This window comes from Shewanella sp. HL-SH4 (assembly GCF_051164845.1).
In the GTDB taxonomy this organism is placed as follows: domain Bacteria; phylum Pseudomonadota; class Gammaproteobacteria; order Enterobacterales; family Shewanellaceae; genus Shewanella; species Shewanella glacialimarina.
In genome coordinates this window covers 1,147,454-1,159,806 of record NZ_CP195037.1, presented here as the reverse complement: position 1 = coordinate 1,159,806, position 12,353 = coordinate 1,147,454, and the positions used below count along the sequence as shown (strand labels likewise).

At 42.3% G+C, this 12,353-nt stretch carries 11 protein-coding genes and 1 pseudogene; 2 read left to right on the top strand and 10 right to left on the bottom strand.

Translation table 11 applies throughout. The annotated features are described in order from the left end of the window. Positions 1–96 precede the first annotated feature (96 nt). From ACRWQL_RS06070 to pepA, 5 genes are all read right to left on the bottom strand, one after another. Complete coding sequence (locus ACRWQL_RS06070; protein WP_434928451.1) at positions 97–1,629, bottom strand: MFS transporter; 1,533 nt, start codon at positions 1,627–1,629, stop codon at positions 97–99. Between the two features lie 150 nt (positions 1,630–1,779). Further along, entirely contained in the window at positions 1,780–2,118 is a 339-nt protein-coding gene (locus tag ACRWQL_RS06065; protein WP_226410853.1) for a PBPRA1643 family SWIM/SEC-C metal-binding motif protein, read from the bottom strand. Positions 2,119–2,272: 154 nt separating this feature from the next. After that, on the bottom strand, positions 2,273–5,185 hold the full coding sequence (locus tag ACRWQL_RS06060; RefSeq protein WP_434952761.1) for a valine--tRNA ligase: 2,913 nt from the start codon (positions 5,183–5,185) through the stop codon (positions 2,273–2,275). A gap of 31 nt (positions 5,186–5,216) precedes the next feature. Continuing rightward, a complete protein-coding gene (locus ACRWQL_RS06055) occupies positions 5,217–5,666 on the bottom strand; it encodes a DNA polymerase III subunit chi (RefSeq protein ID WP_434952760.1) in 450 nt (149 codons plus the stop codon). Between the two features lie 149 nt (positions 5,667–5,815). Then, complete coding sequence (gene pepA / locus ACRWQL_RS06050; protein ID WP_434952759.1) at positions 5,816–7,324, bottom strand: leucyl aminopeptidase; 1,509 nt, start codon at positions 7,322–7,324, stop codon at positions 5,816–5,818. Positions 7,325–7,597: 273 nt separating this feature from the next. On the opposite strand from pepA, the gene lptF reads away from it, so the two are divergent. Further along, on the top strand, positions 7,598–8,713 hold the full coding sequence (gene lptF / locus ACRWQL_RS06045; RefSeq protein WP_434952758.1) for an LPS export ABC transporter permease LptF: 1,116 nt from the start codon (positions 7,598–7,600) through the stop codon (positions 8,711–8,713). After that, complete coding sequence (gene lptG / locus ACRWQL_RS06040) at positions 8,710–9,768, top strand: LPS export ABC transporter permease LptG (RefSeq protein ID WP_434952757.1); 1,059 nt, start codon at positions 8,710–8,712, stop codon at positions 9,766–9,768. The genes lptF and lptG overlap by 4 nt, the downstream gene beginning before the upstream one ends. Before the next feature lie 114 nt (positions 9,769–9,882). On the opposite strand, the gene ACRWQL_RS06035 is transcribed toward lptG, so the two are convergent. From ACRWQL_RS06035 to ACRWQL_RS06015, 5 genes and pseudogenes are all read right to left on the bottom strand, one after another. Next, complete coding sequence (locus ACRWQL_RS06035) at positions 9,883–10,578, bottom strand: aspartate/glutamate racemase family protein (protein WP_434952756.1); 696 nt, start codon at positions 10,576–10,578, stop codon at positions 9,883–9,885. A gap of 132 nt (positions 10,579–10,710) precedes the next feature. After that, the gene (locus tag ACRWQL_RS06030; protein WP_434928458.1) at positions 10,711–11,220 is read right to left on the bottom strand and encodes an RDD family protein; all 510 of its coding nucleotides are present in this window, start codon (positions 11,218–11,220) and stop codon (positions 10,711–10,713) included. 14 nt (positions 11,221–11,234) lie between these two features. Next, positions 11,235–11,486 carry a DUF2960 domain-containing protein gene (locus ACRWQL_RS06025; protein ID WP_226410845.1) on the bottom strand — a complete coding sequence of 84 codons (252 nt, stop codon included), beginning with the start codon at positions 11,484–11,486 and terminating at the stop codon, positions 11,235–11,237. Positions 11,487–11,503: 17 nt separating this feature from the next. Continuing rightward, a pseudogene (locus ACRWQL_RS06020) lies at positions 11,504–11,851 on the bottom strand (DMT family protein). Beyond that, positions 11,852–12,352: a GNAT family N-acetyltransferase gene (locus ACRWQL_RS06015; protein ID WP_434952755.1), complete on the bottom strand. Its 501-nt coding sequence runs from the start codon at positions 12,350–12,352 to the stop codon at positions 11,852–11,854. It lies immediately after the preceding pseudogene. Position 12,353: the final 1 nt, after the last annotated feature.

Below are 12,353 nucleotides of genomic sequence, written 5' to 3'. Positions count from 1 at the left end.
GAGATGCATTTAGCATCTCCCTTTATTATTTACCGTGTTATGAGGTTATTCTTTTGATGGACTTATGATTCCACCCAAATTGCCTATTTAACATTTTTATGCTTGATTATGCTGCATTTTTAGCAACCACTTACCATAAATAAAAATACCTACGGCAGAGATAATGCCAATTGCACCGATAATATACCAAGCCATACCTATGTTATTCGCCTCATATAACATGTGCGTAAGCGGTTGGGCTTCTATGCCGGTAAAATCAACTAAGCGCATGAATGCTTCACCTTGTGGAATTGCATCTACATCTGTTTGACTCATGCCTCTAGTTATTAACTCATTACGTGAGATAATTTCCTTTGACGCGTAGATTTGATAAAGCTTAGGGGCAAAATAGCCTTCTAATGTCCAACCAATCCCTTGCGGTAGCATCACAAAGCCTAAGTACATGGCTTTTTTACCTTCTGGGGCAATGTTACCCATAAACTCATTTTTCTTTGGGCTAATCATCATTTCGCCAAAAGAAAACATCACAATTGCCAGTACAATCATCCATGCAGCGTTAAATACACCCACCAACATGATTGCTAGGATACTGAGAATACAGCCCACTAGCATTGCTGTGGTGATACGGTACTTAGCGGTAAAAGCGGCGACTAAAAAGCAGGTAGTCATGATCATGCCCGCATTTAAGTTCAGCATACCTTCGGGCATCACCTTGGTGCCTTCATTATTTAAGCCTAACCAGAACTGTAAAATACCGTTGCTAGTGCCTTCTGGGCCAAACAGTGAGGTGACAATAATGCTGGTATCAACCCATTCGGCAATATGGATAGGTAATACATCAAATAATGAATTATATAAAAACCAGAAACCGGCAAACACGAGCATATAGTATATTACCACTGGTTTTTTAAGCTCATGTAGCGCATCTTTCCACAGTGCTTCTTGATGGATTTCACCAGACTTTACTTTACGTGCTCGTTCGATTCGCTCCTCTTTGCCAGGCTCTTTATAGGCTAATAAGAATAAAAAGTTTAATGAGATAATTGCCGCACAGGCATAGAACACGTTGTCCCAAGATAATTGACGCATGTGCACAGCAACTAATGGTCCAAGGAAGCCACCAATATTAACCACTTGGTAAAATATGCCCCAGGCCATAGAGGTATTTTCTCGTTTGGTCGACAACACTAAGGTGCCTTGAATACCGGGTTTGAATACCCCTGTACCGGCGGCTAATAACATTGCACCAAACATAAAGCCCCAAAAATCAGGGAACAATGCCATGGTGAGGTAGCCCATGATTTTGATAATTGTTGAGGCAAAAATAGTTTCTTTATAGCCGACGCGATCTGAAATCCCGCCAGTGATCACAGGTATAAACGTTTGTAGCATTGCCCAAACCGCAAGAATGATCCCGTAGTCGTGAAGGTCTATCCCTAAACCACCTTCAGAAACCGGCGATTTAGCATATAAGCCAGCACTGGCTTTGACGCCATAATAGGCAATGCGTTCGACAAGTTCCATGCCGCCCACAAGCCAGAAAATATAGCCAAGGCTAGTGATAGAAGCCCACATTCCCAATTGTTTTACTTCACTTAGGTCATTGCCTGAGTGTGAATTAGTGCTCATAAGTCACCCTTTTATTTTATGTTTTACACCGTTAGATTGTTAACGACAGACACTCTACCTAAGTTCTGGATAAATTCCAAAGGCAATAAAAAAGCGGATCATGTGATCCGCTTCAGTTTGTCGCTAATAAGTATGCAATTGTGCTATTGATTAAGCGCCACAACACTTCTTATATTTTTTACCACTACCACATGAACAAACGTCATTTCTATTTGGCTTAGCCTCAAAACTAACCGCTTTAGGTTTATTAAGTAAGCCAGTTAACTCAATAATGTTTTCAGCTTTGTCGGCATCAACCGTGATGTTAGCAAACAACTGTTGCTCGGCAACAATGGCAGCAACTTCCACTTTACGTGCTTCAGTTTGTACTGATAAAAGTAAAGGTGAAATCTCTGTACCCGGTTTAGTCGCGCGTTTAGTGTTATAGCCACTTTCGCCATAGGCTGGCTTTGGCGTTCTACGCCCTTTGAAAAAGTACTTATCAGACATGGTGGTGACCCATTAAATAGAATGATGATATTGGCGCAAGCTTATACAGCAAAAACGCAAAATGAGATATTAAAGTTTTAGTTTAGTACTAAATAATCGTTAAATAAAAAACCAGCGACGCATCGCTGGTTTTTGTAGCAATGTTATTACTTGATTAAGCTTCTATTTTAGCGAGCTCAATTTTCTGTTCATTTAGCTTGTCGATATCACGACTTAAGCCTGTTAGCTTTTCACGCTCTTTATCGATAACCGCAGGAGGGGCTTTAGCCACAAAACCTTCATTGGATAATTTGCCTTCAATACGGCTAATTTCCTGACCGAGTTTTTCAAGTTGCTTATCGATACGGGCGATTTCGGCACCGACATCGATTAAGCCCGCCATCGGGATTAATAACTCCATATTGCCGACTAACTGAGTGCTCGACATAGGCGCGGTTTCACCCTCTAGAAGAATCGTCATCGTTTCTAGTTTAGCCAAACTTGCAAAGAATGTTTGGTTAGCTTCAAGACGAATACGATCTTCATAACTTACGCCACGCAGTAATGCATTAAGCGGCTTAGAAGGGGCGATATTCAATTCTGCACGAATATTACGTACAGCAACAATCACTTGTTTAACCCATTCAAGGTCAGCCATTGCCGTTGCATCAACTTGATCTGCTTGATACGTTGGGAACGGCGCTAGCATGATCGTGTCACCGGTTACGCCAGCAAGTGGTTTAACGCGCTGCCAAATCGTTTCGGTAATGTATGGCATAAAGGGATGCATTAGGCGCTGCATTTTTTCAAGCACATTAACCAAAGTGTGGCGAGTACCGCGCATTTGCGCTTCAGTGCCATTTTGCATCACAGGCTTAGTTAATTCTAAATACCAGTCACAGAATTGGTTCCAGGTGAACTCGTATAAAGTATTCGCGGCTAAGTCGAAACGGTAAGCTGCCATGTGATCTTCAACGGTTTTGACCGTTTGGTTAAATAAACCAATGATCCAACGATCGGCTAATGACAACTCCATAGCGCCTGGTTTGCCATCAACTAATAATTGACCGCAATCTAACGGCTCGCCCGCTTGATTGCTTTCAGGATCGGTTTGCACTTCAGTGTTCATTAACACGTAACGTGATGCGTTCCATAACTTGTTACAGAAACTGCGGTAACCATCAAGACGCTTCATGTCCCAATTGATGTCACGGCCCGTTGAGGCCATGGCTGCCAAAGTAAAGCGCAGAGCATCTGTGCCGTGGGCTTCAATGCCTTCGCTAAACTCTTTGCGAGTACTCTTTTCAATTTTTGCAGCCAGTTGTGGCTGCATCATGTTGCCAGTACGCTTTTCAACTAAGGTTTCAAGCTCGATACCGTCGATCATGTCTAATGGGTCAAGCACGTTACCTTTTGATTTAGACATTTTATTGCCGACTTCATCACGGATAAGACCAGTAACGTAAACGGTTTTAAAAGGCACTTGTGGTTTGCCGTTTTCATCTTTGATGAAATGCATGGTCATCATGATCATGCGGGCAACCCAGAAGAAAATGATGTCAAAACCTGTGACCAACACATCCGTTGGGTGGAAGGTTTTTAAATCTTCTAAATTGTCAGGCCAACCTAAGGTTGAGAATGTCCATAAAGCCGAGCTAAACCAAGTGTCGAGTACGTCATCGTCTTGGCGCAGTACGGCAGAGTCGGCAAGTTTGTGCTTAGCACGCACTTCTGCTTCGTTACGGCCAACGTACACTTTACCGTTTTCGTCGTACCAAGCTGGAATTCGGTGTCCCCACCAAAGTTGACGTGAAATACACCAATCGTTAATGTCGCGCATCCACGAGAAATACATGTTCTCGTATTGCTGTGGCACAAACTTAATTTCGCCAGTTTCTACTGCTTCAATGGCTGTTTTTGCCATTGATTGAACTGCCACATACCATTGGTCGGTCAGTAATGGCTCAATCACCACGCCAGAGCGATCGCCATAGGGTACTTTCAAGCCGTGTGGGTCGATTTTGCCAAGTAAACCTAACGTGTCAAATTCAGCCACGATAGCATCACGGGCTTTAAAACGGTCAAGACCCACGTAACGCTCTGGCAGCGCCATTTCGATGTCTTTGTTTGGGGTGCCATCGGTGTTAATCACTTCAACAAAAGCGCGAACTGCTGCATCTAAGGTGAAAATGTTGTACATAGGCAGGGCGTGACGCTTACCGACTTCATAGTCATTAAAGTCATGGGCTGGAGTGATTTTTACACAACCTGTACCAAATGCCATATCAACATAGTCGTCGGCCACAATCGGAATTAAACGATTAACAATAGGTAAATGAATAAATTTACCTATTAGTGACTGATAACGTTCATCATCTGGGTGCACAGCCACTGCGCTGTCACCTAACATGGTTTCAGGACGTGTTGTTGCTACTTCTAGGTAATCTTTACCATCGCTGGTTAATGCGCCTTCAGCCAATGGATAGCGAAAGTGCCACATGTGGCCTTGTTTTTCTTTGTTTTCTACTTCCAAATCAGAAATAGCGGTATGAAGCTTTGGATCCCAGTTTACTAGGCGTTTACCACGATAGATTAGTTCGTCATCATACAGGCGAACAAACACTTCTTGGACGGCTTTAGACAGGCCTTCGTCCATGGTGAAACGTTCTCTGTCCCAATCAACCGATGCGCCCATACGGCGAAGTTGCTTGGTAATCGTGCCGCCAGACTGTTCTTTCCAGTCCCATACTTTATCGATAAATGCATCACGGCCTAAGTCGTGACGAGTTTTACCTTCTTCAGCTTCAAGTTTACGCTCAACCAGCATTTGGGTGGCAATACCGGCGTGGTCTGTACCCACTTGCCATAAGGTATTTTTACCTTTCATGCGTTGGTAGCGGGTCAGGGTATCCATAATGGTGTCTTGGAATGCATGACCCATGTGAAGGCTACCTGTCACATTAGGTGGTGGGATCATAATGCAGTAATTGCCTTGTGATTCATCACCGTGTGGCTTGAAGTAACCTTGCTCTTCCCAGTTTTGGTAAAGCGTTTGTTCGATAGACTTAGGATCGTATGTTTTTTCCATGGGGCGTTTTATCTCAATCTAAATTTAGTGTTTATTCGGCTAATGCTTGGGTGGTGACTTGGCACCCAAGCGTTTGATATTCACGGTAGCGTTTTCTTGCTATGCCTTTAAGTAAATCATCATTAGCCACAAAATCGATAATATGTGGTAAGTTTACCGCAAATTGGGGGGCTTGGTCTGCAAGATTAATCAGTACCTGGCGACTTTTATTGGGTCCTAGGGTATCAAAACCAATTTCAACCGGCGAACCCGTTACAGGGCCTTCCCCTTTTAAGTTATGGGGCACAAAACTGCTTGGTTCAAATTGCCACAATAACTCATCAATTGCATAGGCTTGTTGTTTGTCTTGGCAATGAATATAGACCTGTTTTTGTTGTCTATAGTGTTGTTCGGCTAACCTACAAGCAGCCAAATAAAGCGCATCTAAAGCACTTGTTTGCTGGCTATTTTCTGGCATTAAATAAAACAATGCTTGAGTCATAATTCGATGCAGTTTGCAGAGGTTAAGATAGTGATGAGTTTACACTAAAATGTTATTGAGGTTAATGGCTAAACGCTATGGTGTTAATAACAAAAAAGGTGAAGAATTGCTTCTTCACCTTTTCAATATTAACCGATTTTAAAACCAACTTATTCGTTGATATCAATACCTGAGCGATTAATTAAGAACTGAGTCAAAATAGGTACCGGACGACCGGTTGAGCCTTTATTTGCGCCGCTGTTCCAGGCAGTACCTGCCACATCTAAATGGGCCCAATTGTACTTTTTGGCAAAGCGAGACAAGAAGCATGCAGCAGATATCGCTCCCGCTGGACGACCACCTAGGTTAGTCATATCAGCAAAAGGACTGTCTAGTAAGTCTTGATACTCATCCCATAATGGCATGCGCCATGCGCGGTCACCACTTTGCTCACCTGCATTTAACATCTCATGCGCAAGTGGGTTATGTGAGCTAAATAAACCTGAAGCGTGTTTGCCTAATGCAACAACACAGGCACCAGTAAGAGTGGCAGTATCGATCACTAATTCAGGGTCAAAACGCTCAACATAAGTTAATACATCACATAGTACCAAGCGACCTTCAGCATCGGTGTTTAACACTTCAACGGTTTGGCCTGACATAGTGGTGAGAATATCGCCAGGACGATATGCGCTACCTGAAACCATGTTTTCACAGCCAGCCAGTACACCAATCACATTGATGGGTAACTTCATTTCACACAATGCTTTCATTGCACCAATAACACCTGCTGCGCCGCCCATGTCGTACTTCATTTCGTCCATGGCTTCACCAGGCTTTAATGAAATACCACCTGAGTCAAAGGTTAAGCCTTTGCCGACGAGTACAATCGGTTTTTGAGTGCTATCTACCGCGCCGTGATATTCCATAATGGTCATTATAGATTCGTTGGCGCTGGCACGGCCTACCGCTAAGTATGAATTCATCCCTAACTTGGCCATTTGTTCTTCGCCAACAGTTGACACTTTTAATGTTTCATAGGTTTCAGCCATTTGACGGGCTTGCGATGCTAGATAAGCTGGATTACAGATGTTTGGCGGCATATTTGCCACATCACGACACAAATGCATACCTGCAGACACCGCCATACCATGTTCTACAGCGCGCTCGCCTATAGTAAGTTCTTTGCGAGTCGGCACATTAAAGACCATCTTACGCAGTGGGCGGCGAGTCTCACCTTTACGGGTTTTAAGCGCATCGAAGCTATATAAACTGGCTTGTGTGGTTTCTACTGCTTGGCGTACTTTCCAGTAGGTATCGCGGCCTTTAACGTGTAGCTCAGTTAAAAAGCATACCGCTTCCATTGAGCCCGTTTCGTTTAAGGTATTAATGGTTTTTGTGATAATTTGTTTGTATTGACGCTCATCTAATTCGCGCTCTTTGCCACAACCCACTAATAATACACGCTCACTCAACACGTTCGGGACATGGTGAAGTAATAACATTTGCCCTGGCTTACCTTCTAGGTCGCCACGACGAAGAAGATTACTGATGTAACCTTCACTAATTTTATCTAACTGCTCTGCTATGCCAGATAGACGGCGAGGTTCGTATACACCCACAACAATACATGCTGAACGTTGTTTTTCGGGGCTACCGCTCTTTACGCTAAACTCCATGAGCACTCCTAGATTCTTAAAGACAAATTTTTATATTTATAAGATAATGTTCATATTAAGGCTTAAAGGCCACAGATCAAATTAAAGGTGATAAGCTACTGGTATATAGACAAAATAAGCGTTATGAAAATGCGACTTAATTTGGCTGAATGCTAGCTGTGTTGCACCTTACGAGCTGGTCAGAAAACTATCAAAACTGCTAAAAGTAAACAGTTTACATGAAAGTGCTTCTGATTCCAGTAAAAAGATACGTTTAGCTCTTGGATCCTATTTGTGATTGTATTTAGATACTTAATTGGTGAAGTTTTAAAGGCACAGTTAGCCGTGCTTACCGTACTGTTAACTATTTTTATTAGTCAACAATTTGTTCGTGTTTTAGGGGATGCCTCTGATGGCGAGTTCCCAGCTTCTTTGGTATTAACCCTCTTAGGGCTAAATCTGCCTCAATTAACCGTGTTAATTTTGCCGTTAAGTTTCTTTTTGGGAATATTGCTTGCCCATGGGCGAATGTATGCTGAAAATGAAATGGTGGTGTTACACGGTGTGGGTGTAAGTGAGTTATATGTCACCAGAGTCACAATGATTTTAGCCATAGTTAATATGATATTTACTGCTTATTTGGCTATTTATGTGTCCCCGTGGGCGGAAGAAAGGCAAAACCAAGTGCTTGAACAAGCTCAATCTGAGGCCGGGCTAGCAGCATTAACTCAAGGACGTTTTCAAACCAGTCCTAATGGCCGTGCGGTGTTGTTTGTGGAAACGATCAGTAAAGATAATCAGTTAGGTAAAGTTTTCGTCGCTCAGTTACCTGAAGTTGGCGATGAGCAGGGGCTAACCAATATTGTTGTGGCACAGCAAGGTAAAGTGATTGAAGATGAGTTTGGTAGCCAGCAGTTAAAGCTTGAAAGTGGTTTACGCTATCAGGGCAGCCCCAATGCAATGAATTATCAAATCATTGAGTTTGGCGGCTATAAAATGGAAATAAAAGAGCAAGAGGTGGATGAGCGCAGCCGTAAGCTTTCTGCTATGCCTATTAATGAATTACTCGACACTCCTGGCCCAGAAGCCGTTGCTGAGCTCCAGTGGCGTTTGGCTATTCCGCTATCTATTCCGCTGCTGACATTAATCGCAGTGCCTTTGGCAAGAGTCAATGTTCGTCAGGGCAAGTTCGCTAAAATGTTCCCCGCTATTTTACTGTATTTAGGTTATTTTGGGTTAATTGTGGCTGGACGTAAAGCGCTACAAGATGAAGTTATTCCATTGTATTTAGGCATGTGGTGGATACATGGTTGCGCCCTTGTAATGGGTATATTGTTACTCAGCAAAGAAAGGCCGGCAAGTGTCAGATTTTTAAGCCTGTTTAAACGTAATAAGCAGGTGAGCGCATGAACATAATTGATTTATATATTTCACGGATAATTTTAACTACCTCGGCACTGTGTTTGTTAGTGTTAACAGGGCTGTCAGGCATTATTAAATGGGTTGATCAGCTTAGACTTGTGGGCCGTGGTAGTTATAGCATGATGGATGCCGGTGTTTATGTGCTGTATTTAGTGCCGCGCGATATTGAAATGTTTTTCCCTATGGCGGTATTGCTTGGCGCACTCATTGGTATGGGAATGCTAGCGTCTAATTCTGAACTTGTTGTTATGCAAGCATCAGGCATGTCGCGTTTACAAATCACTATGTCAGCGATGAAAACGGCTATTCCTTTGATGATAATGGTAATGGCTTTAGGCGAGTGGGGCGCGCCAGTGGCAGAGCAATCTGCTAAAGAGCTACAGGCGACGAAAATATCCGGCGGTAGTTTAATTAAGTCAGATCGAGGTATTTGGGCTAAAGACGGTGATTTATTTGTCAATATCGGTGAAGTACAAGATATTAATAAGCTTAATAATATTACCTTATATAAGTTTGATGAACAGTCAAAATTAGTACAATTAACCCAGGCTAAACATGCTGATTTTAAGCAAGAGGAATGGCAGCTAACTGAAGTGACAACCACTCATTTATCTGATGACCGCATTGAGTTGGTTGAAACGCCAACAGAGCAATGGCGTTCAACCTTAACCCCTGACAAACTTGGAGTGGTATCGGTTAAACCCGAAGCATTGTCTATTCAAGGGCTGCTGGGATATTTAGAGTATTTGGAAGTGAATCAACAAGACCCTAGCCGATATGAATTGGCGTTGTGGCGCAAGATAATGCAGCCGATAACCGTTGCAGTGATGATGCTGGTTGCCTTGTCATTTGTATTTGGTCCTTTGCGTACAGTGACCATGGGAGCAAGGGTATTACTCGGTGTGGTGGCGGGATTTAGTTTTTACATCAGTAATCAGATATTTGGTCCTATGAGTATGGTGTATGATCTTCCTGCTGTGGTCGGTGCTGTTACTCCAAGTATTTTATTTACCAGTTTGGCCTTTTACTATATCAGGAAGTAAATTACCTTCAGCTTATGATAACAAACTAAAAAGGCCACTTAATGTGGCCTTTTTAGTTTTTTGATTAGCTGATTACAATCGAATAATATAGTGATTCAATTCATCTATGTCGCTTTATTTTCTCAGCATAAATTCAACCGCAGCTTCTGCATGGATCAGGGCGGTATCGTAAAGCGGTATAGATGTATCTGTTTGTTTAACCAGTAAGCCTATTTCTGTGCAGCCTAGAATAATTGCTTGCGCCCCTTGCTGTGCCAGTTTATCGATAATATGCAGGTATGCCTTTCTAGACTCAGGCAATACTTTCCCTAAACACAATTCTTGATAAATAATGCGATGAATCATTTCTCTGTCTTGTTGATTCGGGATGATAAGCTCAATGGGGAAGTGGTCGGTTAACCGTGTTTTATAGAAAGCTTGTTCCATAGTGAATTGAGTGCCCAATAAGCCCACTTTAGTTATCTGATCGTTAACTAATTTCTGCCCAGTAGCATCACTAATATGAAGCAGAGGGATATTAATACCAGCCTCAATTTGTGGGGCTACTTTGTGCATGGTATTGGTGCATACTACAATGGCATCGGCACCAATAAGTGATAATTTATGTGCTGCGTCAGCAAGGATTTCTCCAGCACTTTGCCAGTCACCTTGGGCTTGTAGGGCGGCAATTTCAGCAAAATCAACACTAAAAAGAATCACTTTTGCTGAATGTAATCCGCCTAAACTCTGCTTAATCGACTGATTAATCACTTGATAATAGCTTTGAGTGCTTTCCCAGCTCATGCCGCCAATTAACCCTATTGTTTTCATTTGATATGTCCTTATGGTCAAGTATCAGTATTAAGCCTAGTACAATGACAATTACAGTAGGTATAAAACTAAAAACGCGCCGAAGCGCGTATTTAATAATACAGATAGAATTAGCACTATATCAGGATAGCGTTAAGCTCCATGCCAGTTGCGCATTTGATTTGCTTCAACAGATAATATGACTATTTCAGAGCGAGTCATTTTATCTTGCAAGGCTAATTTGTCGCTATTCAATAAAATAAATAGGTTGCCTAGTCCTAATATTGACCAAACAACCCGGGCGCAAGCAGTAATAAAACTCAGGTTCTGGCCGTTAGGGTGTTGCACTTTCAAACGCCAGGCTCTCATGCCAAGAGTTTGGCCGCCTTTACTCCAAAATAGTGCATAAAAGCCACCCACGCATAAGGCCAACCATAGCTGGTAAATCCCTTGATAAACAGGGGTGTTATTCAGTGTATCTGATATATGTTCATAGCCACCTAATGAAATTATTCCAGTGGTATACAAACCGTAGAAAACCCCAAAGCCTATGGCGCCAGCAATCATATATACCGCGACTGCAAGCAAGGCGTCATAAATCATTGCCCCTAAACGTCGTACAAAACTTGCACGGGGAAAATTGGCGTGTTCTGCATTTAACATATCAATTAGCCTTCTTATACTTCTTCTTCACGAACAAATTTAATGCTAGTAAAACCAAAGCGTGCAAATTCAGTTTGACGAAATTCTTTTTCCGCTTTAGCACCTTTTTTAGAGGTCAAAGCCACTTGTTGTTCCATTGCCAGAAAACGGGTTAAATCGATCCCTTCGGCTTCTGCCGCAGCTTCATAAAGGTCATGGTGTTTGTCATAACTAAACGCAATAGTTTTGGTTTTGCCTTTAAAGGTATAAATCACTTGGCGTGCCATTCACAATCCTCACGCGATCATATGTCGCTTCTAAAAATAAAATATACTGCACCGAGAATGCATAAACCTGCCCAAAGATAATCTAGCTTGAGTGGTTCTTTGAGATAGAACACCGCAAAGGGAACAAATAAGCTTAAAGTAATTACTTCTTGCAGAATCTTTAATTGTCCCACGTTCATTACGGTATAACCAATACGATTTGCTGGAACTTGTAATAAATATTCGAATAAGGCAATTCCCCAACTGACTAGGGCAGCAATTATTCAAGGTTTACTATTCATGGTTTTCAGATGACCATACCAAGCAAACGTCATAAAAATATTACTCAGACACAAAAGGCCTATTGTTGTTAACGTTGGGTTCATTTAGTTATTGCCCTGAAGGAACATATAACAAGCATCGTCGCTATAACTGGCTAGTGACGTTAATAATGCAGGGCTAACATCATTAAAAGGTTTAAAGCCATAGCGCTGCCAAAACTCACTCGCCCCTTGAATAGCCACTAAACCAATGCCAGAAAAGCCTTGTTCAGCAGACGCGTGTATGGTGTGGTTAACGAGCTGTTTGGCTACACCTAACCCCTGTGCAGAGGGTGATACTGCCATGTCATGTATGTATAAGGATTGAGTGTCATGTGTTGCTGCTAATATGGTATTTAACTTAGGGGCATCGCCCTTTGGCCAAGGGTGGCAAAGTATATAAGCTACAATGTGATCATTATGCTCTAATACCAAGCAACTCAGTGGTGATAAATGCCATTTACTTTGCATGACTTCCAATGGCTCAGGATTTACGTCATGGTAACAGTTGGCTTGAATAGTCATAATGGCAGGCCAATCTTTGGGGGTAATTTGTCTTATCTTCATG